The organism is Mycobacterium sp. 1274756.6 (assembly GCF_001668625.1).
Classification (GTDB): Bacteria; Actinomycetota; Actinomycetes; order Mycobacteriales; family Mycobacteriaceae; genus Mycobacterium.
Window position 1 is genome coordinate 113,784 of record NZ_LZLJ01000062.1, and the last position, 24,609, is coordinate 138,392.

The following is a 24,609-nucleotide window of genomic DNA, read 5'->3' on the forward strand; positions in this document are numbered from 1 at the left end:
GGCCCGGACCGGTCAGGCCGGGATCGGCACGTAGCCCGCGCCGGCCCGGTTCTTGGCGGTGACGTCGTCGATGACGGCGTTGATCGACACCACCACCGCCGGGGTGTGCAGCGGGATGTATTTGACCACGCAGGTCGGCAGGGCATCGGAGAACGCGCCGTGGATCATCCCGACCAGCATGTTGTTCACGGTGACCGGGCCGCCGGAGTCCCCCGGCCGGCCGCAGACCTGCATGACGATGGTGCCCGGGTCCTGGCCGCGCCCCCAGGTCACCCCGCAGGAGTTGCCGGTGGTGCGGCCCTGTTTGCAGGCGACCGCCCCGAAGGCCGGATCCGGCGCGATCCCGGTGATCAGGAACCCGTCGTAGTTGGCGACCGGGAGCACCTTCTCCGGGTCGAACCGGATGACCGCGTAGTCGAGGGCGTCGTTGCCGGCGACCATCTCCCCGACGGTGCCCGCCCCCTCGGCCGCCTCGGCGGCGGCCTGCGCGCCCGGGCCGCCGCAGTGCGCGGAGGTGAAGCCGATCAGGTCGCCGGTCCGGTCGTGGCCGATCGTGGTCAGCGTGCACAACGTGTCACCGTCGACGACCAGGCCGGCACCGCCACCCAACGGGACCTTGTCGTCGGCGGCGGCCGTCGCGCCGCCGACGCCCGGGGTGAGCAACGCCGCGAACAGCACCGCGGCGACCGCGACGCGCAGCAACCTGCTGTGGATGGTCTGCAAAGAACACTCCCGTCGGCCCGGCCGTCTATTGAAATGTAATGAGTCAGTCTAACGTGACGGCGCACGCGCGCGGTGTTCTCGACCGGGCCGCCGACGACGCCGCGCTGCGCGGTTGCCTTCATCCGGCGGCGCGGCACATGGCAACATGAACCGCGACGACCGCGAACCGGAGGAGCGTCTGTGAGCAAGGCCGACCGCACCAGCACCCGAAACGCCAAAGGCAGCGCCCCCGTGCCCGCGACGGTGACCTCGATTCCCCTGGTCGACCCGCACGAGCTGGGGCCCGACCCGTCGATCGGCGCACTGGTCAAGGACGCGACCTCGCAGGTCTCCACGCTGGTGCGCGCCGAAGTCGAGCTGGCCCGCGCCGAGATCACCCGCGACGTCAAGAAGGGCCTGACCGGCAGCGTCGCGTTCATCGCGGCGCTGGTGGTGCTGTTCTACTCCACGTTCTTCTTCTTTTTCTTCGTCGCGGAGCTGCTCGACACCTGGCTGTGGCGGTGGGTGGCGTACCTGATCGTGTTCGGGATCATGGTGGTCACCGCTTTGGTGCTGGCCCTGGTGGGCTGGCTCAAGGTGCGCCGGATCCGCGGGCCGCGCCAGACCATCGACTCGGTGAAGGAGACGCGGTCGGCGCTCACGCCCGGCCATAAGCCCGCCGAGCCCGCCGCCGCGCCCACTGATCCCTCGGGCTGGTAGATGGCTCCTCCCGACCCGTCGATCACGCGCATCGACGGGCCGTGGCGCCATCTGGACGTACACGCCAACGGGATCCGGTTCCATGTCGTCGAAGCCGGCCGGCCCGAGGCGGGGGCGACCGATCGGCCGCTGGTGTTGTTGCTGCACGGGTTCGGGTCGTTCTGGTGGTCGTGGCGCCACCAATTGCGCGGCCTCACCGGCGCCCGCGTGGTGGCGGTGGACCTGCGCGGCTACGGCGGCAGCGACAAACCGCCCCGCGGCTACGACGGCTGGACGCTGGCCGGCGACGTCACCGGGCTGATCCGCGCGCTCGGACATCCCTCGGCGACCCTGGTCGGTCATGCCGACGGCGGGTTGATCTGCTGGGCCACCGCGGTGTTGCACCGGCGCCTAGTGGATGCCATCGCGGTGGTCAGCTCACCGCACCCGGCGGCGCTGCGCCGATCGGTGTTCGCCCGCAGCGACCAGCGCCGCGCGCTGCTGTCCTCACTGCTGCGCTACCAGGTGCCGATGTGGCCCGAGCATGTCCTGACCCGCCACGACGGCGCCGAGATCGAACGCCTGGTGCGCGGTCGGGCCGGCAGTTCCTGGCTGACCACCGCCGACTGTGCGGAGACGATCGGCCATCTGCGCCAAGCCATCCAGATCCCGTCGGCGGCGCACTCGGCGCTGGAGTACCAGCGCTGGGCGGTGCGCACCCAGCTGCGCGAGGAGGGCCGCCGGTTCCTCAAGGCGATGAGCGATCAGATCGCGATCCCGATGTTGCACCTGCGCGGCGACGTCGACCCGTATGTGCTGGCCGATCCGGTCGAGCGGTCCCGCCGTTACGCACCGCACGGGCACTACGTATCGATCGCCGGCGCAGGGCATTTCGCCCACGAGGAGGCGCCGGACGATGTCAACCGGCACCTGACGCGGTTTTTGGCGCAGACGTACGGGCCGCGCGTCAGCTGACGCACTTGTCGGTGTTCACCGGCTGGCTGTCGCCGATCTTGGCCAGCTGCTGGGACACCTCGTTGGCGGTGAGCACGAAACCGGTGTCGGCGTCGTCGACCGCCGCGCCGAACACCACCCCGAGCACCTTGCCCTCGGAGTTGATCAGTGGGCCACCGGAATTGCCTTGGCGCACCGTGCCTCTGATCGTGTACACCTCGCGGGTGACGGTGGTGGTCTGGTAGATGTCGGGTCCGTTGAGTTCGATGATCTCCCGGATGCGCGCCGGTGTCGCACTGAAGACGCCGCCGCCGGGGTAGCCGAGCACGATGGCGTCGGTGCCCGAACTGGCCGGCTTGTCGACGAACGCCAGCGGCGCCGACGGCAGGTCGGGAACCGCCAGCAGCGAGATGTCGTGGTTGGGGTCGAAGGAGATGACGCTGGCGTCATACGGGGTGCCGTCCACCTCGACGGTGACACCGCTGGAGCCGGCCACCACATGGGCGTTGGTCATCACCCGCTGCGGGGCGACCACGAAACCGGTGCCCTCGAGCACCTTTTGGCAACTGGTCGCCACCGCCCGGATCTTCAGCACGCTGGGCTGCGCCCCGGTGACCACCGGGCTGGTGGCCAGCGCGCTGTCGGGGGCGGCGACGTTGGCGATCGGGGTGCGGCTGAACGGTTCGAGCACGGTGGGCAGCCCGGAGGTGTCCAGCAGCGCCGACAGCCGTTTGGGCACCACCTTCAGCCAGCCGGGCGCCGCGTCGTTGACGTGCGAGAGCACCCGCGACCCGTTGATCGCCGCGGCCAGGTTGGGCTGGTCGGAGGAGGTCAGCGGAGTGGCCAGCAGCCAGGCGGCGACCAGCACCACCAGCAGTTGCACGCCGACCCCGATGATCGAGTCCACCCCGCGCACCACCGGGTTGCGGATCGCGCCGCGCACCGCCCGGCCCAACACCACCCCGGCGACCTCGCCGACGACCACCAGCAGCAGGATCAGGAACAGCGCCGCGAACAGCTTGGGTCGGGAGCCGCTGATGTGGCTGACCAGGTGGGGGGCCATCAGCACCCCGGCCACCCCGCCGAGCAGGACCCCGATGAACGACAGGATCGAACCCAGCGCGCCCGACCGCCACCCGGAGAGCGCGGCGATGAACGCCACCGCCACGATGGCGATGTCGAGCCACTGCGAAGAACTCACGGCGTCACCCCGCCCTCGCCGACCAGCGCCATCGCCTCGTCGAGGCCGCGCACGTCGCCGGTGTCCCACGGCTCGGCCCAGCCGGCGACGTCGAGCATCGCCGAGATCACCTGGCCGGTGAAGCCCCACACCAGCATCTCGTTGAGCAGGAACGCCGGGCCCGCCCAGCGGCGGCTGCGCTCGTCGCGGTAGACCATCAGGCGATTCTCCGGGTTGACGAAGGCGCGCAGCGGTACCCGGCTGACGACGGCGGTCTCGGCCTCGTCGACCACGCTCACCGGCCCGGGGTCCGCGGAGTAGGCCAGCACGGGTACCACGTGGAAGCCCGACGGGGCGATGAACAGCCGGTCCATCGTCGCCAGCGGGTGCAGCCGGGCGGTGTCGATGCCGGTCTCCTCGCGGGCCTCGCGCAGCGCGGTGGCCACCGGCCCGGCGTCGTCGGGGTCGGTCACCCCGCCGGGAAAGGCCGCCTGCCCGGCGTGGTGGCGCAGCGTGTCGGCGCGCACGGTCACCAGGAGATCGACGTCGCGGGGCGGGCCGGCGGCGGGGTCCGCGGTGGGCGGACCGGAGAACAGCACCAGCACCGCGGCGTCGCGGCCCCGGCCGGTGAGGCGGGCGGTGGCGCCGGCGGCGGTCATCAGCGCCAACGCGTCGGCGGGCAGGCGGCTCTTGAAGGCGTCGGGCACCTGCTGCAGGTTATCCACGAGCGGTTTGAGCCATGCCGGGCCGACGTCGGGGGCGAGCCCGACCGCGTCACGCGTGTCCCCCGCGCTCACCGACGCACCTCGTACTCCTGTGTCCGACCGCCCACCCGGTGTCCGGTCACACCGGGTCTCCGACCGCGGCGGCGATTTCGTCCGCACTCTGGAACGGCCGCGGCAGGATCTGTGCCACGCTACCGTCTGGGTTCAGCACCACTGTCGCGGGCATCACATTGGGCACCCGCAGTGCCGCGGCTATCCGGCGGCGGCCGTCCTGCAGTGTCGGCAGCCGGACGCCGAGTTCGGCCAGCCGGGCCAGCGCGGCGGACTCGTTCTCGTCCTGGTGCACGGTCACCACCGAGACCCGCGACCCGACCCGTCGCTGGTATTCGGCCAGCGCGGGCAGCTCGACCGCGCACGGGCCACACCAGTAGGCCCACAGGTTGAGCACCGTGACCGTGCCGGCCAGCGCGGGACCCACCGTCACCGGGGTGCCGTCGCCGGCGCACTCCACGACGATGTCGCGCAACGCCGCCGAACCGGGTTCGCCGCTGCCGGCGGGGCAGGGCGGCAGGTCGGCCCGGCGCCGTGGTTCGGCCAGGGCTTCCGGGGTGTCGGCGGCGCGGCGGTCCCGGGCGATGCCGGTCGGGGCGGTGCCACTGGCGGTATCCGACGGGGCGTGGTCGCGTAGCTCCAGCGTCAGCGCGACGATCAAGGCGGCCACCACGACCAGCCCGGCGAGGGTCCACCGCAGCGAACGATTCACCGCGCCACCCGCCTACAGGTCCACCAGGGCCAGCAGGTGCTCGGCCTCGGGACCCTTGACCAGACCCGCCGCGGTCTCCGGGTCGGTGGGCCCGGCGCCGAACGACGGGCAGTCCCTGGCCAGCACGCAGGCGCCGCAGGCGGGTTTGCGGGCGTGGCAGACGCGACGGCCGTGGAAGATGACCCGGTGGCTGAGCAGGGTCCATTCCTTGCGCTCGATCAGTTCCCCCACGGCGTGTTCGACCTTGACCGGGTCCTGTTCGCCGGTCCAGCCCCAGCGTCGGACCAGCCGGCCGAAATGGGTGTCGACGGTGATGCCGGGGACGTCGAAGGCGTTGCCGAGGATGACGTTGGCGGTCTTGCGTCCCACCCCGGGCAGGCTGACCAGTTCGGCCATCGTCGCGGGGACCTCACCGTCGAACCGCTCGACCAGCTCCTGGCCCAACCGGATCAGCGAGTCGGTCTTGTTGCGGTAGAAGCCGGTGGGCCGGACGATGCCCTCCAGCTCGGTGCGGTCGGCCTGCGCGTAGTCGCGGGCGCTGCGGTAGCGCGCGAACAGCGTCGGGGTGGTGAGGTTGACCCGCTTGTCGGTGCTCTGCGCGGACAAGATGGTGGCCACCGTCAGTTCCAGCGGCGTGGTGAAGTCCAGTTCGCAGTGCGCGTCGGGGAAGGCCTGCGCCAGGGTGCGGTTCATCCGGCGGGCGCGGCGGACCAGTCCCAGCGGGGTCTCGGAGGCGAAACGTTTGGCCGATGCGGGCGCGGCCGGCGCGCGATCACGTTTGCCCACACTCACTCCCACAGGGTACTGATTCGTGATCCCGACGAGACTTTCCGCGTGTTTACTTCTAGCCCATGGCGTGGTGGCTGCCGGCGTTGGTGCCGACGTTCCTGATGGCAGCGACGCTCGGGCTCGACCGGCTTGAGACCGGGCTGGCCGGCCGGGTCCGGGATCCGGGCGGGGACCCCGGGCTGCGCCGGGACTGCCGGGGCTGCGGGGCGCAGAATTCGCGGTTTCAGCCCCCTGAACGCGTCAATCGTGTGTAGCGTAGTCACGTCGAATACGACGTAGCTCTAGACTCATCACACCTGCTGGATAGATGATGGTCTGCGCTTGTCGCATGATCCGAGATTCGTGAGATTCGTAAGGGGCAACGTGGACGAGATCCTGGCGCGGGCCGGAATCTTCCAGGGTGTACAGCCCAGCGCCGTCGCGGCGCTGACAAAACAGCTGCAGCCGGTCGACTTCCCGCGCGGGCACACCGTGTTCGCTGAAGGGGAGCCCGGCGATCGGCTCTACATCATCTTGTCCGGCAAGGTGAAGATCGGCCGCCGGTCCCCCGACGGGCGGGAGAACCTGCTGACGATCATGGGGCCGTCGGACATGTTCGGTGAACTGTCGATCTTCGACCCGGGCCCGCGCACCTCCAGCGCGACCACGATCACCGAGGTGCGGGCGGTGTCGATGGACCGCGACGCGCTGCGCGCCTGGATCGCCGACCGCCCCGAGATCGCCGAGCAGCTGCTGCGGGTGCTGGCCCGTCGGTTGCGGCGCACTAACAACAACCTGGCCGACCTGATCTTCACCGATGTGCCCGGCCGGGTGGCCAAGCAGCTGCTGCAGCTGGCGCAGCGGTTCGGCACCCAGGAGGGCGGCGCGCTGCGGGTCACCCACGACCTGACCCAGGAGGAGATCGCCCAGTTGGTGGGGGCCTCCCGCGAGACGGTGAACAAGGCGCTGGCCGACTTCGCCCACCGTGGCTGGATCCGGCTGGAGGGCAAGAGCGTGCTGATCTCCGACTCGGAGCGCCTGGCGCGCCGAGCGAGGTGAGCGCGGAGCCTCAGCTCCGGCGCAGGTAGTCCAGCTGCGCCTGCACCGACCATTCCGCGACGTCCCAGAGTTTGGCGTCGACGTCGACGTAGACGTGCTCGACGACCTGGCGCACGGTGGCGTCGTCGCCGAGCGCGGTCAGCGCGGCGCGGATCTGATCCAGCCGCTGCTCGCGGTGGTCGAGGTACTCGGCGGCGACCGCGGCCAGGCTGGGCAGCTCCGGACCGTGCCCGGGCAGTACCGTGCGCTCCCCCAGCCCGCCGAGCCGCCGCAGCGACTCCAGGTAGGCGCCCAGGTCACCGTCTTCGGGGTCGATGACGGTGGTGCCGCGACCCAACACGGTGTCGGCGGTCAGCACGGCGTCGTCGAGGACGAACGACAGCGAGTCGGCGGTGTGGCCGGGAGTGGCCAACACCTTGATCCGTAGGCCGGCGGCCTCGATGACCTCGCCGTCGGTGAGGGGGCCGCCCATGCCGCGCAGGAAACCGCTGCCCACCGAGCGGACCGTGGCGCCGGTGCGGTCGACCAGCCGGTCGATGCCGTCGGTGTGATCGCCGTGGCGGTGGCTGATCAAAATCAGCGCGATGCGGCCCAGCCCGGCCAGCCGTTCGAGGTGGTCGGCGTCGTCGGGCCCGGGGTCGACGACGACCTGCTCGTCGCTGTGCGGGGCGCGCAACACCCAGGTGTTGGTGCCCTCCAGGGTCATCATGCCCGGGTTGTCGGCGAGCAGGACCGACGCCGACTCGGTGACCGGCCGCAGCACGCCGTAGGCCGGATGCCGGACGGAGTCGGTCACCGCGCTACCCGACCTCGACGATGAGCTCGACTTCCACCGGCGCGTCCAACGGCAATTCGGCCACCCCGACCGCCGAGCGGGCGTGCGCGCCGGCGTCGCCGAAGATCTCGCCGAGCAGCTCCGAAGCCCCGTTGACCACGCCGGGCTGGCCGTGAAAGCCCGGCGCGGAGGCGACGAAGCCGACCACCTTGACCACCCGGGTCAGCGCGTCGATCCCGACCAGGGCGTCGATCGCGGCGAGCGCGTTGAGGGTGCAGACCCGGGCCAGCGCCTGGCCCTCCTGCGGGTCGATCTCGGCGCCGACCTTGCCGATGCCGGCCAGCCGACCGTCGACCAACGGCAGCTGGCCGGAGGTGTAGACCAGGTTGCCGGTGCGCACCGCGGGGACATAGGCGGCGAGCGGGGCGGCCAGCGGCGGCAGTTCCAGGCCGAGCTCGCCGAGCCGCGCCGCCCAGCCGGTGGTCATTTCGGGCGTTTCATGTACGCCACGAGTTGCTCCCCGGTCGGCCCGGGCAGCACCGCCACCAGCTCCCAGCCGTCCTCGCCCCACTGGTCGAGGATCTGTTTGGTGGCGTGGGTGATCAACGGAACGGTCGCGTACTCCCACTTCGTCGGTTCGCTCATAGTACGAGCTTATCGGTTGGCCCCTCGCGGTCCTCGCGCCCGTGATCAGCGCGGGACGCCGACCAGCGGCGGTGAAAAGCTATGCCCACCGCGGCAGGCAAAGCGGCCGCGCGGCGGCGTCGTCGCCCGTGGGCGCGGGAACGCAAACCGGGTTCGTTAGCATGCATTGGTGTCGACCACACCTATCGGCTGGCCCTCCCGGCTCTCAAAAGCCCGTCTGCATTTCGTCACCGGCAAGGGAGGCACCGGGAAAACCACCGTCGCCGCCGCCCTGGCGTTGAGCCTGGCCGCCGGCGGACGTCGCGTCCTGCTCGTGGAAGTCGAAGGGCGCCAAGGGATTGCGCAGCTCTTCGATGTGCCGCCGCTGCCCTACGAAGAGGTCAAGATCGCCACCGCCGAGGGCGGCGGGCAGGTCAACGCGCTGGCCATCGACATCGAGGAAGCCTTCCTGGAGTACCTCGACCTGTTCTACAACCTCGGTATCGCCGCCAAGGCGATGCGGCGGGTCGGCGCGGTGGACTTCGCCACCACGATCGCGCCCGGGCTGCGCGATGTGATCTTGACCGGCAAGATCAAATACGTCGTCGGCGGGGTCGACAAGAACAACCAGCCCGACTACGACGCGCTGGTGGTCGACGCACCGCCGACCGGACGTATCGCCCGGTTCCTCGATGTCACCAAGGCCGTCTCGGACCTGGCCAAGGGCGGCCCGGTGCACTCGCAGGCCGACGGCGTGGTCAAGCTGCTGCACTCCGATCAGACCGTGATCCATCTGGTCACCCTGCTGGAGTCGCTGCCGATGCAGGAGACCATCGAGGCTATCGACGAGCTCAAGGAGCTGGAGCTGCCGATCGGCAGCGTGATCGTCAACCGCAACATCCCCGCTTACCTGGGCGCGGAGGACCTGGCCAAGGCCGCCGAAGGGGTGATCGACGTCGACACCCTCAAGGCCGGCCTGGACAAGGCCGGGGTCAGCCTGAACGACGAGGACCTGGCCGGCCTGCTGACCGAGACCATTCAGCACGCCACCCGCATCACCGCCCGGGCCCAGACCGCGGCGCGGCTGGACGAACTGGACGTGCCGCGACTGGAGCTGCCGACAATCAACGACGGCGTCGACCTCGGCAGCCTGTACGAACTCTCCGAAATTCTCGCCCAGCAGGGGGTCCGATGAGTCCCAACCCATCCCGGCAGCCACCGCGGCTGTACGCCGCCACGCTGCTCTCCGACACCAGCAACCGGGTCGTGGTGTGCACCGGCGCGGGCGGGGTCGGCAAGACCACCACGGCCGCGGCGATGGCGCTGCGCGCCGCCGAGTACGGGCGCACCGTGGTGGTGCTGACCATCGACCCGGCGCGCCGGCTGGCGCAGTCGCTGGGCATCCACGAGCTGGGCAACACCCCGCAGCGGGTGCCGCTACCTGCCGAGGTCCCCGGCGAACTGCACGCGATGATGCTGGACATGCGGCGCACCTTCGACGAGATGGTGCTGCAGTACTCCGGGCCGGAGCGCGCCCAGCAGATCCTGGACAACACCTTCTACCAGACGGTGGCCACCTCCCTCGCCGGAACGCAGGAGTACATGGCGATGGAGAAGCTGGGTCAGCTCCTGGCCGAGGACCGCTGGGACCTGGTGGTCGTCGACACCCCGCCGTCGCGCAACGCGCTGGACTTCCTCGACGCCCCGAAGCGGCTGGGCACCTTCATGGACAGCCGGCTGTGGAAGCTGCTGCTGGGCCCTGGCCGCGGGATCGGCAAACTGGTGACCGGCATGGTCGGGCTGGCGATGAAGGGGATGTCGACCATCCTCGGTTCGCAGATGCTCTCCGATGCGGCCAGTTTCGTGCAGTCGCTGGACGCGACGTTCGGCGGTTTCCGGGAGAAGGCCGACCGCACCTACGAACTGCTGAAGCGACGCGGCACCCAGTTCGTGGTGGTCTCGGCGCCCGAGCCCGACGCGCTGCGCGAGGCGGCGTTCTTCGTCGACCGGCTCTCTAGCGAGAAGATGCCGCTGGCCGGGTTGATCGCCAACCGCACCAACCCGATGCTGTGCTCGCTGCCGGCGGAACGCGCCGTCGACGCGGCGGCCACCTTGGCTGAGCAGCCCGAGTCGGCCCGGACGCCCGGCGACGAACTGGCCGCCGCGGTGCTGGAGATCCACGCCAACCGGGCCCGGACCTCCAAACGCGAGCTGCGACTGCTGTCGCGGTTCACCGGCGCCAACCCGCAGGTACCGATCGTGGGGGTGCCGTCGCTGCCGTTCGACGTCTCGGACCTCGATGCGCTGCGGGCGATCGCCGACCAGTTGACCGGCGTCGGCGACGAAGCGGGTAGCGAAGCGAACCGCTGAGGCAGCCGCGTCACAATCCCGTCGGCGACGACGCCTGAGGGAGTCCTGAGGCGGCATCAGGAATGCGCCAGCACCGCGGCGGTGCGGTGCCCAAACAGGCCGCTGCCGGCGAGGAGTTAGCCAGCGCTGCGGCGCTTGCGCTGCGCAGCGAAGAAGTCCGCCCAGGAGGTGACTTCCGGGTGCTGCTTGAGCAGCGCCCGGCGCTGCCGTTCGGTCAACCCGCCCCACACGCCGAACTCCACCCGGTTGTCCAGGGCGTCGGCGGCGCACTCGAGTACGACGGGACAATGCCGGCAGATCACCGCCGCCTTGCGCTGGGCGGCGCCGCGCACGAAGAGCTCGTCGGGGTCGACGGTGCGGCAGGCAGCCTTGGCCACCCACGTCAGCCGGTCTTCGGCGGCCGCGCCCTGAACCGCGGAATGCGCCGATGGTGTGTTCGTCCTACGTGCCCCCGACCGAGTAACCGACACCTGACATCCCCTTCGTTCCGGCCGTCGTAGCGACGGCTGCGCCCTCCGGTGCAAGCCTCTTCACCGGGTGCCGGTGAGATCATTGAGACCTACGCCACATTGTGCTCTTCAGTGTTATCTGAATCGCACTGTGGTTCTAAGTTAGGTGGTCAGGTCGCGTTTACGCAACAGTTGGATACCGGATTTTTGGGACAACCGTGCAGTCTGAGCCTGACGGCTCCTTCGGTTGGGGAATTTCTGGCACCAGCCGACCCGGGCGGTGCACCGCACTTGGGCAGGGAACCGGGGCCGAGAATCGACCGGTCCTGCGGTCACGCGTGGTGACGCCGCTAGTGTAGTACCCATGTCCGAGACCCCACCAGCCGGTGTCACGGTAGCCAAGCTCATCGGCTGCTGCGTGCTCGCCGGCACGATCGTCGCGGCGCTGCTCTTCCCGGTGGTGGGCGGCTTCGGGCTGTTGTCCAACCGCGCTTCCGACGTCGCCGCCAACGGTTCGGCGCAGCTGCTCGAGGGCGATGTGCCCGCCGTGTCGACGATGCTGGACGCGCAGGGCAACGTGATCGCCTGGCTGTATTCGCAGCGCCGGTTCGAGGTGCCCAGCGACAAGATCGCCAACACCATGAAGCTGGCAATCGTTTCGATCGAGGACCGACGGTTTGCCGAGCACAACGGGGTGGACTGGAAGGGCACGCTCACCGGGCTGGCCGGCTACGCCTCCGGCGACCTGGACACCCGCGGCGGGTCGACGATCGAGCAGCAATATGTGAAGAACTATCAGCTGCTGGTGCTGGCTCAGACCGACGCGGAGAAGCGCGCCGCGGTGGAGACCACCCCGGCCCGCAAGCTGCGTGAGATCCGGATGGCGCTCACGCTGGACAAGACGTTCACCAAATCGGAGATCTTGACCCGGTATCTGAACCTGGTGTCGTTCGGCAACAACGCGTTCGGCGTGCAAGACGCCGCCCAGACCTACTTCGGTGTCGACGCCGCCGCCCTCAACTGGCAGCAGGCCGCCCTACTGGCCGGGCTGGTGCAGTCCACCAGCTCGCTGAACCCCTACACCAACCCCGAAGGGGCGCTGGCGCGGCGCAACCTGGTGCTGGACACGATGATCGAGAACGGCGCGGCCGACGCCGACGTCCTGCGCGCCGCCAAAGCCGAACCGCTGGGCATCCTGCCGCAGCCCAACGAATTGCCGCGGGGCTGCATCGCCGCCGGCGACCGCGCGTTCTTCTGCGACTACGTGCAGCAGTATCTGACCCGCGCCGGCATCAGCGCCGAGAAGCTGGCGCGCGGCGGCTACCAGATCCGCACCACGCTGGACCCGGCGGTGCAGGACACGGTGAAGAGTTCGATCACCCAGTTCGCCAGCCCGGACCTGGCCGGGGTCGCCAGTGTGATGAGCGTGATCAAACCGGGCAAGGAGACCCACCCGGTGCTGGCGATGGCCAGCAACCGCACCTACGGGCTGAACTCCGACGCCGGCGAGACCATGCGCCCGCAACCGTTCTCGCTGGTCGGGGACGGCGCCGGGTCGGTGTTCAAGATCTTCACCACCGCCGCGGCCCTGGACATGGGCCTGGGCATCAACGCCGAACTCGACGTGCCGTTCCGGTTCGACGCCAAAGGGCTGGGCAGCGGCGGCGCCAAGGGTTGCCCGGCGGCGACCTGGTGTGTGGTCAACGTGGCGCCCTACCGCTCGCCGATGAACGTCACCGACGCGCTGGCCACCTCCCCCAACACCGCGTTCGCGAAACTGATCTCCCAGGTCGGCGTCGCCCGCACGGTGGACATGGCGGTGCGGCTGGGGCTGCGGTCCTACCTCGACGCCGGCACCGCCCGCGCCTACGACCCCACCAGCAACGAAAGCCTGGCCGACTTCATCAAGCGGCAGAACCTCGGCTCGTTCACCCTCGGGCCGATCCAGGTCAACGCCCTCGAACTGTCCAACGTGGCCGCAACCCTGGCGTCCGGCGGGGTCTGGTGCCCGCCGAACCCGATCGACAAGCTGATCGACCGCGACGGCAACGAGGTCGCGGTCACCACCGAGCCGTGCGAGCAGGCCGTGCCGGAGGGTCTGGCCAACACACTGGCCAACGCGATGAGCGAGGACGCCCACGGCGGCGGGACCGCGGCCGGTTCGGCCGGTTCGGTGGGCTGGGACCTGCCGATGTCCGGCAAGACCGGAACCACCGAGGCCCACCGCTCCGCCGGCTTCCTGGGTTTCACCAACCAGTACGCGGCGGCCAACTACATCTTCGACGACTCCAGCACCCCGACCGACCTGTGCTCCTTCCCGCTGCGCCACTGCGGCGACGGTGACCTCTACGGCGGGAACGAGCCGTCGCGCACCTGGTTCACCGCGATGAAACCGATCGCCAACGACTTCGGCGAGGTGCACCTGCCGCCGACCGACCCGCGCTACGTCGAGGGCGCCCCGGGCTCGCAGGTGCCCAACGTCAACGGCTTGGACGAGGACATGGCCCGCAAGCGGATCAAGGACGCCGGGTTCCAGGTGGCCGACGGGGCCACCGCGGTCAACAGCAGCGCCAAGTACGGCACGGTAGTGGGCACCTCGCCGGCCGGGCAGACCCTGCCGGGCTCGATCATCACCATCCAGATCAGCAACGGGGTACCGCCGGCTCCGCCGCCACCGCCGGTGGGAGCGCCGCCCCCGCCGGGCGGCCCGCCGCCGGCGACGACGGTCGTGGAGATCCCGGGCCTGCCGCCGATCACGATCCCGGTGGCACCGCCCCCGCCGTGATCGCCGCGCTGATCGGCACCTACCCGAGGGCCGGTGGGCAGTAGGCTGGCCTGCATGCACGCAGCATCCGTTCTGACACGCACCGGGGTCGCCGCCCTCGGCGCCACCATCGCCGGGATCGGCTACGCCGCACTGATCGAACGCAACGCGTTCGTGTTGCGGGAACTGACCATGCCGGTGCTGGCGCCGGGCTCCTCCCCGCTGCGCGTGCTGCACATCAGCGACCTCCACATGCGCCCCGGGCAGCGCCGCAAGCAGGCGTGGGTCCGAGAGCTGGCCGGCCTGGAGCCCGATCTGGTGGTCAACACCGGCGACAACCTGGCCCACCCCAAGGCGGTGCCCGCGGTGGTGCAGGCCCTCGGCGACCTGTTGTCGGTTCCCGGCGTGTTCGTGTTCGGCTCCAACGACTACTTCGGCCCGACCATGAAGAACCCGGCGCTGTACCTGGCCAAACCCACCCACCGGATCTACGGTGAGCCGCTGCCTTGGCAGGACCTGCGCGCGGCGTTCACCGAGCGGGGCTGGCTGGATCTGACCCACACCCGCCGCGAACTCGAGGCCGGCGGGCTGCGGATCGCCGCGGCCGGGGTCGACGACCCGCACATCGACCGGGACCGTTACGAGACCGTCGCCGGCCCGGCCAACCGCGCCGCCGACCTGCGGCTGGGCCTGACCCACTCCCCGGAGCCGCGGGTGCTCGACCGGTTCGCCGCCGACGGCTACGAGTTGGTGATGGCCGGGCACACCCACGGCGGGCAGCTGTGCCTGCCGTTCTACGGGGCGCTGGTCACCAACTGCGGGCTGGACCGCTCCCGCGCCAAGGGCGCCTCCCGGTGGGGCGGCACCATGCAGCTGCACGTGTCGGCCGGGCTGGGCACCTCCCCGTACGCGCCGGTGCGGTTCTGCTGCCGCCCGGAGGCGACGCTGCTGACGCTGATCGCCGCGCCGACCGGTGACGCCGACGCGGTGAGCACGCGCGGGCGGTCGCAGCCCACCGTCTCGGTGCGGTGATCCCGCCGACCCGGTCGGCGGCCCACCCCTGTTCGCGCGCCTGGGTGGACAACGCGATCCGGTTGATCGAGGCCGACACCCGCCGCAGCGCGGACACCCATCTGCTGCGCTACCCGCTGCCGTCGGCGTGGGCCCGCGAGGCGAACGTGGCGCTCTACCTCAAGGACGAGACCACCCACATCACCGGCAGCCTCAAACACCGGCTGGCCCGGTCGCTGTTCCTCTACGCGCTGTGCAACGGGCTGATCGATGAGGGCACCACCGTGGTGGAGGCGTCGTCCGGCTCCACGGCGATCTCGGAGGCCTACTTCGCCAAACTGCTGGGGTTGCCGTTCGTGGCGGTGATGACCGAATCCACCAGCGCCTCGAAGGTGGCGCTGATCGAAGCCCAAGGCGGCCGCTGTCACTTCGTGCAGGAATCCGGGCAGGTCTACGCCGAGGCCGAACGCATCGCGGCCGAAACCGGCGGACACTACCTGGATCAGTTCACCAACGCGGAGCGGGCCACCGACTGGCGCGGCAACAACAACATCGCCGAGTCGATCTTCCAGCAGCTGGGTGAGGAGACCCATCCGGTGCCGGAGTGGATCGTCGTCGGCGCCGGCACCGGGGGCACCAGCGCGACGATCGGCCGCTACATCCGCTACCGGCGGCACGCCACCCGGCTGTGTGTGGTCGACCCGGAGGACTCGGTGTTCTTCCCGGCCTACGCCGAATCCCGCTACGACATGGTCATCGACGCGTCGTCGCGCATCGAGGGGATCGGCCGGCCGCGGGTGGAGCCGTCATTTCTGCCCGGCGTAGTGGACCGGATGATCGCGGTGCCCGACGCCGCGTCGGTGGCCGCGGCGCGGCATGCCAGCCTGGTGCTGGGCCGACGGGTGGGTGCTTCGACCGGCACCAACCTGTGGGGGGCATTCGGATTGTTGGCGGAGATGGTGGCCGCGGGACGGGGTGGCTCGGTGGTCACCCTGCTCGCCGACGGCGGGGAACGCTACGCCGACACCTACTTCAGCGACGAGTGGCTGGCTCAGCAGGGCATCGATCCGGCGCAGCCGGCGGCCACGCTGGCGGAGTTCGAACGCTCCGGTTCCTGGGCCTGAACTTCGGCTTCGATCGGTTCGTCACGCTCGCCGGTCATCGCCAGCCAGACCGCGGCCAGCCCGAAGAATCCGGCGTAGATGGCGCCGCCCAGCAGGGTCATGATCGGTTCTCCTTCCGGCCTCGGGGTCGACATCACGTAGGGATGCTGCGCATTAATTAGTTTGCATAACCGCGTTGGGCCGCGCATTTCTTCCCGGTGTGAGTTGCGTCCCGGCTACCCGTGTGGTGTGACCCGGTCGGCCGGACGGCCCGCGTTTGGAAGCCCGCCGGGGTGGTGCGATAGGCTGTCGTGGCTTCACACGGGGTGTGGCGCAGCTTGGTAGCGTGCTTCGTTCGGGACGAAGAGGTCGTGGGTTCGAATCCCGCCACCCCGACAGGAAAAACGGTTTAGCCTGGCGAACCAGGCAAGAGCCCATTATTTGGGGTGGGCGCGATACCGGCAGCGCCGAAACTCTTGTCGCAGCCGCCCGGGCTGCCTTGAACGGATCGCCGGACGGGAGCGGTTGTCGGTGATCGAACCGCCACCCGTCTCGTGACCGCCACCGTCAAGATCGGAAGGTCGGCGTATGGACTTGCCGTCGTTCCCCGGGTTGGCGCGCAATCCGGTGCGCACTTTTGCGCTTGAGGCATTGATGACGGAAGCCGGCCGACCCTAACTGCAGCCCGCTACGACCGGGTGCCGTAGGTTCTTGGAGAATCAGATCCAAGAACTCCACGCACCATAAAAACGAAAGTCATCATGTCCGAGGATCAGAGCACCGACGTTCCGCCCAAACACCTCTCCATCGATCCGCGCAGCGCCTTCTACGACGAGGCGACACTCCGCCGCGGCGTGGGCATCCTCTTGAACGGTGCCGAGAAAATCAATGTGCACGAATACAACGTGGACGAGGGCTGGGTTCGGGTAGAAGTCCCCACCGCCAAGGATCGGCGCGGAAACCCGATGGTCGTCAAACTCAACGGCACGGTCGAACCCTTTTTCCGCACAGCAGACTAGCCGCATCCTCGATTCGTACGACACGGTGGCCGAACCGCACTTCACCCGGGCAAAGCAAGCGGATCAATCCGCATTGTGATCAAACCGACGCCATGCCGGAGTAGCCAGCGCACAACCATTTGTATACCCTCCGGGGGTATGAACAAGGTGCGGGCTCGGGGCGGTGCCCGGTATGGCGCCGGGGGCGATCGGCCTCGGCGTTCCCTCGCCGTCCTGGTGGCGGTGCTGGGCATGTTGGCCATCGCCGCCCACCCGCACGTGGCGCAACCGGTGTCGCACGCGGCGCACCCGCACGTGTTGGCCTCCCCGCTGGGCGGACAGTTCACCCTCGATGCGGATCATCCGCACTTCGAGAAGGACGTATCGGGCGCCCACCATGAGCCGTTTCCCAGCGCAACGCCGGCACGCTCTTCGACCTCCGCACCGGCCGCGTGGGGGCCGGTGGCCCCATCGTTGGCCCCCGCTGCCGCACCGCACCGGTTGAGTGTGCCGGTCGGGCGCGGCCCGCCGCGGATGTCACCTCGCGCTCTGAGCGGGCAGGATCTGTTGGTCCGGTTGTCTATCTCCCGTCGCTGACTGGGCAGCGTCAGGCTGTCGTGTTCTAACACGACGGTCGGTGACTGCTGTCCCTCGCCACGGCCGCACCCCTCGGCGGCCTCTTTGCCGAAAGCGACGACCCCGATGAATCCCCTACCGTCCCTCAACGTCCTCGAACCGTGCACCGCGCTACGTCCCGGCGGCGAACGCCACGTAATCACCGGTCGCCCCTGCTCCCCCGCTTCCTCTCGGCGCCCCGTCGCCCTGGTCGGTAACACACCGGTGTTGCGGATTCCGGTGGCATCCGACGCGGCCGGTACCGGCTTCTGGGCGAAGCTGGAAAGCTTCAACCCCGGCGGCAGCATGAAAGACCGTCCCGCTCTCTACATGGTCGAGCGGGCCCGTCTCCGCGGCGATCTGGTGCCGGGAGCCCGTATCGTCGAATCCACCAGCGGATCACTCGGGTTGGGCCTCGCGTTGGCCGGCACCGCATACGGGCATCCGGTGACCGTGGTCGCCGACCCTGGCATGGAACCGATCGTGCAGAACATATTGCGGGCCTATGGCGCTGACATCGAGATGGTCATATCTCCGCACGCGGTCGGCGGCTGGCAGCAAGCACGCAAAGATCGGATCGCCGAGATCCTGGCAGCCGATCCGGGCGCCTGGTGCCCGGACCAGTACACCAACATCGATAACGTCGACGGCTACCGGCCGCTGGCGCTGGAACTACTCCACCAACTCGGATCCGTCGACGTGCTGGTCTGCTCGGTCGGCACCGGCGGGCACTCCGCCGGAGTGGCCCAGGTGTTGCGCCAATTCAATCCGAACCTGAAGGTGATCGGTGTGGATACGATCGGATCCACGATTTTCGGCCAGCCGGCGGCCCCCCGGCTGATGCGCGGGCTGGGTTCGAGCATCTACCCGGACAACATCGACTACCCCGCTTTCGACGAGGTGCATTGGGTGGCCCCGGCCGAGGCGGTCTGGACGGCCCGCGCCCTGGCGGCGACCCAGCACGTCAGCGGCGGCTGGAGCGTCGGCGCGGTAGGCCTGGTGGCGGGTTGGGCAGCCCGCACGATGGCGCCTGAGGCGACCATCGCCGCGGTGTTTCCCGACGGTCCGCAGCGCTACTTCGACACCGTCTACAACGACGCCTACTGCCGCGAGCACGACCTGCTCGACCGTCCGCCGGCCGACGAACCGGCCGTCATCACCGATCCGACCGCCCAGGTGGTGCAGTCCTGGACCCGGTGCAGCACCGTCGTCGATCCGGTAGGAGCGCTGCGCTGATGAGCTTCGTGGCGCAGTTCCGCAGCTTCGACCTGCCCAGCCGGGTGCTGATGATCAACCAGTTCGGCATCAACGTGGGCTTCTACATGCTGATGCCGTATCTGGCCGGCTACCTGGCGGGCCCACTCGGGCTCGCCGCGTGGGCCGTCGGACTGGTGCTGGGGGTACGCAACTTCTCCCAGCAGGGCATGTTCATCATCGGCGGAACGCTGGCGGACCGCCTCGGCTACAAACCGCTGATCGTGGCCGGCTGCCTGCTGCGGACCGGCGGATTCGGCTTGCTCGTCATCGCCCAGTCCCTGCCGACGGTGCTGATCGCCTCGGCGGCCACCGGTTTCGCGGGAGCACTGTTCAACCCGGCGGTGCGCGCCTACCTCGCCGCCGACGCCGGCGAGCGCCGGGTCGAGGCGTTCGCGGTGTTCAACGTCTTCTATCAGGGCGGCATCCTGCTGGGGCCACTGGCCGGCCTGGCGTTGATGGCGTTCGATTTCCGGATCACCGCGGCAGGCGCCGCCCTGGTCTTCGCCGCGCTGACCATCGCTCAGCTGGCCGCGCTACCCCAACACGCCGCCGATCCCGCGGTGGAGAAGACGTCCATCATCGAGGACTGGCGCGTCGTCGTCGGCAACCGGTCCTTCCTGATGTTCGCCGCGGCCATGATCGGCTCGTATGTGCTGACGTTCCAGATCTACCTGGCCTTGCCGCTGCAGGCCTCGTTTCTGGCGCCTCGATCCGAATCCGCGGTGGTGGCAGCGCTGTTCGTGGTCTCCGGAATCGTCGCGATCGCCGGGCAGCTGCGGATCACGCGCTGGTTCGCTGCTCGGTGGGGACCGGGGCGCAGCCTGACGATCGGGATGGCGGTGGTCGCCACGTCGTTTGTGCCGTTGGTGATCGTGCCCGACGCCGACCGGTTCGGGCTCATCCCCGCCGTCGCCGCGCTGCTGGCGTCGGCCGGGTTGCTCGCCGTCGGCGCGGCCGCGGTCTTCCCGTTCGAGATGGACACCGTCGTCGCGCTGGCCGGCGGCCGGCTGGTCGCCACCCATTACGGGTTCTACAACACCATCGTCGGCGTCGGGATTCTGGCCGGGAACCTGACCACCGGGTCGATCCTGGACGCCACACGGCAACTCGGTGCCGCCGAGTTGCTCTGGGTCGGACTGGTTCTGGTCGGTCTCATCGCCACGGTGGCGCTGCACCGTCTCGAACGCGGCCGACGCCTGGCCGGCCGCGACACGACCGGGTCGAGTTCGGTTGATCGCACCGACGACGCGTCGGCCAGGCGCTGACACCGATCGGCCGCGACGTCGACTACGGATCCACCCGGACGATGGCGCTATCGGGCCAGACCGTGCGGTCGGCGGCGTAGCGCAGCCGGTCGCGGATCGACAGATCCTGGTGAACGTTGGTCACACCGGGGATTTTGATCAACGGGACGATGTTCCACTGCCAGCCATAGCGCTGGTGCAGTAATCGGTTGGCCCGTTCGGCCTCGGCACCGGCGAGGATCGTGGCCCGCCCGGTCAACCTCGGTGCGCCCCGACGGGCTCGGCCCTTGTAGTCGCAGACGGTGAATTCGACCCGCGGGCGGGCGGTCAATCGCTTGGTTTTCGGGCCGATCTTGGTCCGGAACAGCAGTGCATCTCCGTCGACCCCGAACCAGATCGGGGTGTCCACCGGGGCGCCGTCGCCCCGGAAAGTGCGAAGTAACACGTATCGGGCGTCGCGCAGGTCGCTGAGGGTTTGCTTGGTCATGACACCAGGCAACACCCTAGAGTTGACTCTAAGTCAAGCTTCGTCCGGCGAGGCGGCAGGAGAGCGGCCCGATGACCCACCAACTCACGATCGGCGAGGTCGCGCGCCGCACCGGCGTCGCGGCGACCACCCTGCGCTACTACGAAAAATCCGGGCTGCTGCCCGCCCCCGACCGGGTGGGCGGACAGCGGCGCTACCGCGAGACCGTCATCGGCCGCCTCCAGGTGATCGCGCTGTGCAAGGCCGCGGGATTCACCCTCGATGAGGTCCGCCGACTGCTGGCCGACGACGCACCCGGGCGCCCGGCGAGCCGCGCGCTGGGACAAGGGAAGCTCCGCGAAATCGACCTCCAGATGGAATCGCTGACCCGGGCGAGGGCGGTCATCGAATGGGGCATGCGCTGCACCTGCCCGTCAATCGACAACTGCACCTGCGGCATTCACCCGCCACCCTCGGGTGGCGACGTGGCCTCGCCGTCCTAAGCCGTCGGTTTGCCGCCGCGGTCTCTCAGATCGTGGCCGTCAGGTACACCAGCAACAGCGCGACAACGAGATAGTTGTTCACCGCATGCACCGCCGCGGACTTCACGGCTGCGGAGGCACCGGCGCCGTTGCGCAATGAGCGAGTGATCGAGCCCTGGGAGCTACCGCCCACAGCTTGCCGATAGTGGTACTGGTACACCACGAGGAAGTAGAGTCCGCTGATGGTCAGCGCCAGGCCGAAGGCCAACGGAATCCCGGCAAACAGCGAATGCAGCAGCCCGAACTTCAGTTGCATACCGAACTTGCCGGCGGCGGAACGGCGTTCGCTTCCCTGGCGGAACATCCACTCCTCGTACAGTGCCAGCGTCGGGATCACCAGGAGAAGCCCGACCGGCAGCGCGAATGAGACAACGGCCCACAGCGGCCCGGAGAACGCAGTCTGGCCGAGCGCCACGTTGCCCCCTTGGCCCGACAGGAACTTCCACCACGAGAAATCGAGCAGCGGGAACGTCATGAGCCAGGTGCCGATCGCGACCACCACTGCCAGGTTCACCAGACCGGCGGGGATCATCCACCACCGCACGGCTTTGAACACCGAGGCGTAGTTGCGTCGCTCCACGGTCCGCAGCTGGCAGGCCGCCGTCTTGGCCACTGCCACCGCCATCAGCGAAACGAGGCCGAAGGAAACGGCCTGCGATGCCGCCATGTCGAGAGGTCGGCGCTACCGTGAACCGCTCATCGCGCGCTCGGCCCGGACCGGCTGATCCGGCTGCTGCACTAACGCGTCGAGGTCAATCTCGAACGCTTCGGCGAAGCCGCGCAGCGCGGTCACGGCCTTGACCTCGCGGCGCTGGCCACGGGTGCTACCGCTTTGGCAAACCGAACCGGCGTGCCGCCTGGTCCGCGGCGGCAGCGCTGCGAGCCCCAGTCCGGCGGAGGTCAGCGCGGCGCCCAAGGCGAAGGCAGTGGGTCGATTCATGGCAGTCCTCGTTTCGTTCGGATTAACGCTTCGACTTGTGCCGAGTTTAACCGTAGCATCATCGTAGCGCAACAGTTTAAACCGAAGCACTTGAAGGGGTGGGGAACACCGGGCCGATGCGTCGCTCCACATAAACAGCGGGCTGCGGCTCGGCCGGTTCATCGACGAACGACTACCCACGCGGCAGCCGTCTCGTTGCGGCAACCGATTGCGGCAGTCGGGCCGGCCGGTATTGCACCACCAGCGTGGTTGGCTACGATGGCGTCACGCCCGCGCCGGCGCGATCCTCGCGATCCTTCAGGCTCCCGGAGTTCTTTGGGTCCCCCTCACCGCACAAGCTGCAACCGACCCGCCCTTTGTGGCGTCGGGTTCGCCCGAACGGCGGTTGGTGTGAGGTCGCCGTAGCGCCTCGTTAGAACATTCTTCGCAGCCATTTGACCGCACGTGGACTGTAGGGCGGATAAACCAGCCCCGAGTCGGGTTTGGCCGGCTTCGATAACACTGCCCGACGGTGACTAAAGGTCTCGAAGCCCCATTTGCCGTGGTAGGCGCCCATGCCGCTGTCCCCGACACCTCCAAACGGCAAGGACGGCACCATGCAATGCATCGCGATGTGATTAACTACCGCGCCACCCGAGGGGATCTGGTCGATGATGCGTTGTGCGCCTCGAGTCTTGGTGAACACGTATAACCCAAGCGGTTTGGGCCGAGCGTTGATGAAGCGTGCTGCGTCGTCGACCGTTTCGACGGTGAGGATAGGTAGAATCGGCCCGAAGATCTCGGCTGTCATCATCGGGTCCTCTGGTGATGGGTCGACGACGACGGTCGGGTGGATGCGGAGATTTTCGCGGTCGTAATGGCCGCCGGTTACGACTTCGCCGTCGGTCTGGTCGATCAGTGCCGCCAGCCTCTCGAACTGACGGTGGTTCACAATCGGGACGCTGTCGGGTCGGAACTTTTTGAGGTTGCCGATGACCTTGGCGGTCAGTTCCGCAGCGATGGCGTGCTCAGCGAGCACATAGTCGGGGGCGATGCAGGTCTGACCGGAGTTCAGCAGCTTCACCCATGCGATCCGGCGCGCTGCGACATCGATGTCGGCATCAGCTGCGACGATGACAGGGCTTTTGCCTCCAAGTTCGAGGGTCACGGGGGTCAGCGTCGGCGCTGCCGCGGCCATGATCTTGCGGCCGACTTCGGTACCTCCGGTAAAGAAGGCGTGGTCGAATCCTTGCGCCAACAGTTCCTGGGTGACCGCGGCATCGCCTTCGACCACCCGCACCGCGCGCGCGTCGACATATTCCGGGATGAGTCGAGTCAACAGCGCCGAGGTCGCTGGAGCAAGCTCCGACGGTTTGACGACGGCACAGTTTCCGGCCGCCACCGCAGCAATGAGAGGCGCAAGGGTCAGGTAGACAGGGTAGTTCCACGGGCCAATAATGAATACGACGCCGAGCGGCTCGTATTGCACCCACGCTCGAGCCGGGAGCTGTGACAACGGAACCGAGGCTCGCCGGCGACGCATCCAACGTTTGAGATGCTTGAGGGCGTAGTCGACCTCGGCTTGGGTCGAGGCGATGTCGCCAAGCCAGGCATCAACCGGCGGTCGCCCAAGATCGCTGCGCAATGCCTCCGCGATCGGCCCCTCTTGCTCGGCAAGCAGTTTGCCGATACCGCGCAGTTGGTCGATCCGCCAACGATATTCCACCGTAGTTCCGGTGGCGAAAAACCTCTGTAACTCAATGCGGGCATCGGGTGCGACGCCAGCGGTTGCGACCGGGATTGAAGTAGCCATCATTTCCTCAGAATTCGGGCGTGGGGATGACCCCGGATGCCACCGCACCGGCCACACCGCCGTCGACAATCAAGGCATGCCCGTTGACCCACCTCGCGGCATCGGAAGCCAAGAACATCAACACCCCAGCGATGTCATCCGGTTCGGCGTGACGGCCGAGCAGCGCCTTAATGCCGTCGATCGTGTTCTTGCCCATTGACTCCTCAAAGTCACCCAAGATGGGGGTTTCGACCGGCCCGGGAAGTACCGCGTTGATTCGCAGCCCCATCTGTGCCACCGCCACAGCCCTCGTCATGGTGTAGACGGTGGTGACTTCTTTGGAAAAGTTGTACGCATTGCCTTGTTGCGGGTGCGATTTGAACCAATCGGCGCCTTCTTCGAACGATTCGGTGGCCAAGAGCTCACGAATTGCCTCGAGCCGACCAGGCCAGCCAAAGCTGGCGGTTGAGGAGACGACGGTTACCGTGCCGCCTGGACGCAGGCGAGGAAGCACCGCCTCGGTCAGGTGACGCACCGCGAGAGTGTTGACGGCGACCACGACGTCGGCCGGGGCGGTGCCCGGAACACCGGCGACGTTGACCAGTCCGTCGAACCTTCCGTCGATCTGTTCCAACGCGGCATCAACGCTGCGCGGACTGGCCAAGTCGACCTCAATATGGCCGGTCACCTGCGCGCGCGGCGTGTTCCGGTCCAGGGAAACGACTTCGGCCCCGGCGGCGAGGAACTGTTCAGCCGCGGCGTGCCCGATGCCCGACGCTGCCCCAGTCACGAGGTACCGTTTACCGGTGAAATCCCACATGACAGCTGCC

General features: G+C 68.8%; 27 protein-coding genes and 1 tRNA gene. 14 read left to right on the forward strand and 14 right to left on the reverse strand.

Going from position 1 to position 24,609, the window contains the following annotated elements; all coding sequences use genetic code 11:
• Positions 1–12 precede the first annotated feature (12 nt).
• Entirely contained in the window at positions 13–723 is a 711-nt protein-coding gene (locus A5643_RS09000; RefSeq protein WP_066854062.1) for a chymotrypsin family serine protease, read from the reverse strand.
• Positions 724–903: 180 nt separating this feature from the next.
• Here A5643_RS09000 and A5643_RS09005 point away from each other — a divergent pair, with 180 nt between their 5' ends.
• Complete coding sequence (locus A5643_RS09005; protein WP_502686229.1) at positions 904–1,422, forward strand: phage holin family protein; 519 nt, start codon at positions 904–906, stop codon at positions 1,420–1,422.
• Positions 1,423–2,376 carry an alpha/beta fold hydrolase gene (locus tag A5643_RS09010; protein WP_066854064.1) on the forward strand — a complete coding sequence of 318 codons (954 nt, stop codon included), beginning with the start codon at positions 1,423–1,425 and terminating at the stop codon, positions 2,374–2,376.
• Here A5643_RS09010 and marP read toward each other — a convergent pair.
• The 4 genes from marP to nth are packed head-to-tail and all read right to left on the reverse strand — an operon-like array spanning position 2,369 to position 5,716.
• The gene (gene marP, locus A5643_RS09015; RefSeq protein WP_066854066.1) at positions 2,369–3,556 is read right to left on the reverse strand and encodes an acid resistance serine protease MarP; all 1,188 of its coding nucleotides are present in this window, start codon (positions 3,554–3,556) and stop codon (positions 2,369–2,371) included. The genes A5643_RS09010 and marP overlap by 8 nt on opposite strands.
• Positions 3,553–4,332: an NUDIX hydrolase gene (locus tag A5643_RS09020; protein ID WP_066854068.1), complete on the reverse strand. Its 780-nt coding sequence runs from the start codon at positions 4,330–4,332 to the stop codon at positions 3,553–3,555. Before A5643_RS09020 ends, marP begins: the two co-directional genes overlap by 4 nt.
• A gap of 46 nt (positions 4,333–4,378) precedes the next feature.
• Positions 4,379–5,023: a TlpA family protein disulfide reductase gene (locus tag A5643_RS09025; RefSeq protein ID WP_066854070.1), complete on the reverse strand. Its 645-nt coding sequence runs from the start codon at positions 5,021–5,023 to the stop codon at positions 4,379–4,381.
• 12 nt (positions 5,024–5,035) lie between these two features.
• Entirely contained in the window at positions 5,036–5,716 is a 681-nt protein-coding gene (gene nth / locus A5643_RS09030) for an endonuclease III (RefSeq protein ID WP_156628724.1), read from the reverse strand.
• Between the two features lie 459 nt (positions 5,717–6,175).
• Between nth and crp the strand changes: the two genes are divergently transcribed.
• Positions 6,176–6,850 (forward strand): cAMP-activated global transcriptional regulator CRP, encoded by a 675-nt coding sequence (gene crp / locus A5643_RS09040; protein WP_066854075.1) that lies wholly within the window; start codon positions 6,176–6,178, stop codon positions 6,848–6,850.
• A 10-nt stretch (positions 6,851–6,860) separates the two neighbouring features.
• Here the strand turns inward: crp and A5643_RS09045 are convergent, their stop codons facing one another.
• Genes A5643_RS09045 through sp36 form a run of 3 tightly spaced genes read right to left on the reverse strand, consistent with a single transcriptional unit; the run spans position 6,861 to position 8,270 of the window.
• On the reverse strand, positions 6,861–7,646 hold the full coding sequence (locus A5643_RS09045; protein WP_066854076.1) for an MBL fold metallo-hydrolase: 786 nt from the start codon (positions 7,644–7,646) through the stop codon (positions 6,861–6,863).
• A 4-nt stretch (positions 7,647–7,650) separates the two neighbouring features.
• Entirely contained in the window at positions 7,651–8,112 is a 462-nt protein-coding gene (locus A5643_RS09050) for a RidA family protein (RefSeq protein WP_066854078.1), read from the reverse strand.
• Positions 8,109–8,270: a Sp36 family protein gene (gene sp36 / locus A5643_RS18155; RefSeq protein WP_156628691.1), complete on the reverse strand. Its 162-nt coding sequence runs from the start codon at positions 8,268–8,270 to the stop codon at positions 8,109–8,111. The genes A5643_RS09050 and sp36 overlap by 4 nt, the downstream gene beginning before the upstream one ends.
• Positions 8,271–8,439: 169 nt before the next feature.
• On the opposite strand from sp36, the gene bagA reads away from it, so the two are divergent.
• Positions 8,440–9,444 carry an ATPase BagA gene (bagA, locus tag A5643_RS09055; protein WP_066854080.1) on the forward strand — a complete coding sequence of 335 codons (1,005 nt, stop codon included), beginning with the start codon at positions 8,440–8,442 and terminating at the stop codon, positions 9,442–9,444.
• A complete protein-coding gene (bagB, locus tag A5643_RS09060; protein WP_066854082.1) occupies positions 9,441–10,619 on the forward strand; it encodes an ATPase BagB in 1,179 nt (392 codons plus the stop codon). Before bagA ends, bagB begins: the two co-directional genes overlap by 4 nt.
• 116 nt (positions 10,620–10,735) lie before the next feature.
• On the opposite strand, the gene A5643_RS09065 is transcribed toward bagB, so the two are convergent.
• Positions 10,736–11,089 carry a WhiB family transcriptional regulator gene (locus A5643_RS09065; protein ID WP_066854083.1) on the reverse strand — a complete coding sequence of 118 codons (354 nt, stop codon included), beginning with the start codon at positions 11,087–11,089 and terminating at the stop codon, positions 10,736–10,738.
• Between the two features lie 343 nt (positions 11,090–11,432).
• On the opposite strand from A5643_RS09065, the gene ponA2 reads away from it, so the two are divergent.
• From ponA2 to cds1, 3 genes are read left to right on the forward strand one after another with little or no spacing between them, the layout of a single operon-like run.
• Positions 11,433–13,853 carry a transglycosylase/D,D-transpeptidase PonA2 gene (ponA2, locus tag A5643_RS09070; protein ID WP_066854085.1) on the forward strand — a complete coding sequence of 807 codons (2,421 nt, stop codon included), beginning with the start codon at positions 11,433–11,435 and terminating at the stop codon, positions 13,851–13,853.
• A gap of 54 nt (positions 13,854–13,907) precedes the next feature.
• Positions 13,908–14,864, forward strand: coding sequence for a metallophosphoesterase (locus A5643_RS09075; protein WP_066854087.1), 957 nt, complete (start codon positions 13,908–13,910; stop codon positions 14,862–14,864).
• A complete protein-coding gene (gene cds1, locus A5643_RS09080) occupies positions 14,864–15,967 on the forward strand; it encodes an L-cysteine desulfhydrase Cds1 (RefSeq protein WP_066854283.1) in 1,104 nt (367 codons plus the stop codon). The genes A5643_RS09075 and cds1 overlap by 1 nt, the downstream gene beginning before the upstream one ends.
• On the opposite strand, the gene A5643_RS18425 is transcribed toward cds1, so the two are convergent.
• A complete protein-coding gene (locus A5643_RS18425; RefSeq protein ID WP_231995506.1) occupies positions 15,895–16,101 on the reverse strand; it encodes a hypothetical protein in 207 nt (68 codons plus the stop codon). The genes cds1 and A5643_RS18425 overlap by 73 nt on opposite strands.
• Before the next feature lie 167 nt (positions 16,102–16,268).
• On the opposite strand from A5643_RS18425, the gene A5643_RS09085 reads away from it, so the two are divergent.
• The 5 genes from A5643_RS09085 to A5643_RS09100 all read left to right on the forward strand — a co-directional run bounded on the left by A5643_RS09085 (position 16,269) and on the right by A5643_RS09100 (position 20,081).
• Positions 16,269–16,342: transfer RNA gene (locus A5643_RS09085), tRNA-Pro, on the forward strand.
• Positions 16,343–16,707: 365 nt separating this feature from the next.
• A complete protein-coding gene (locus A5643_RS09090) occupies positions 16,708–16,965 on the forward strand; it encodes a DUF3297 family protein (protein WP_066854089.1) in 258 nt (85 codons plus the stop codon).
• A gap of 138 nt (positions 16,966–17,103) precedes the next feature.
• Positions 17,104–17,541 (forward strand): putative copper homeostasis (lipo)protein LpqS, encoded by a 438-nt coding sequence (gene lpqS / locus A5643_RS19000; protein ID WP_156628694.1) that lies wholly within the window; start codon positions 17,104–17,106, stop codon positions 17,539–17,541.
• A gap of 105 nt (positions 17,542–17,646) precedes the next feature.
• Positions 17,647–18,795, forward strand: a complete 1,149-nt coding sequence (locus tag A5643_RS09095; RefSeq protein WP_082948847.1) for a PLP-dependent cysteine synthase family protein — start codon at positions 17,647–17,649, stop codon at positions 18,793–18,795.
• Complete coding sequence (locus A5643_RS09100; protein WP_066854091.1) at positions 18,795–20,081, forward strand: MFS transporter; 1,287 nt, start codon at positions 18,795–18,797, stop codon at positions 20,079–20,081. Before A5643_RS09095 ends, A5643_RS09100 begins: the two co-directional genes overlap by 1 nt.
• A gap of 22 nt (positions 20,082–20,103) precedes the next feature.
• Here the strand turns inward: A5643_RS09100 and A5643_RS09105 are convergent, their stop codons facing one another.
• On the reverse strand, positions 20,104–20,547 hold the full coding sequence (locus A5643_RS09105) for a PPOX class F420-dependent oxidoreductase (protein ID WP_066854093.1): 444 nt from the start codon (positions 20,545–20,547) through the stop codon (positions 20,104–20,106).
• Positions 20,548–20,618: 71 nt separating this feature from the next.
• Between A5643_RS09105 and A5643_RS09110 the strand changes: the two genes are divergently transcribed.
• Entirely contained in the window at positions 20,619–21,029 is a 411-nt protein-coding gene (locus A5643_RS09110; protein WP_066854095.1) for a MerR family transcriptional regulator, read from the forward strand.
• 25 nt (positions 21,030–21,054) lie between these two features.
• Here A5643_RS09110 and A5643_RS09115 read toward each other — a convergent pair whose 3' ends face one another.
• The 3 genes from A5643_RS09115 to A5643_RS09130 all read right to left on the reverse strand — a co-directional run bounded on the left by A5643_RS09115 (position 21,055) and on the right by A5643_RS09130 (position 24,599).
• On the reverse strand, positions 21,055–21,735 hold the full coding sequence (locus A5643_RS09115) for a hypothetical protein (protein ID WP_066854097.1): 681 nt from the start codon (positions 21,733–21,735) through the stop codon (positions 21,055–21,057).
• Between the two features lie 685 nt (positions 21,736–22,420).
• Entirely contained in the window at positions 22,421–23,800 is a 1,380-nt protein-coding gene (locus tag A5643_RS09125; protein ID WP_066854287.1) for an aldehyde dehydrogenase family protein, read from the reverse strand.
• A 7-nt stretch (positions 23,801–23,807) separates the two neighbouring features.
• Positions 23,808–24,599, reverse strand: coding sequence for a coniferyl-alcohol dehydrogenase (locus tag A5643_RS09130; RefSeq protein WP_066854101.1), 792 nt, complete (start codon positions 24,597–24,599; stop codon positions 23,808–23,810).
• Between the last annotated feature and the right edge of the window lie 10 nt (positions 24,600–24,609).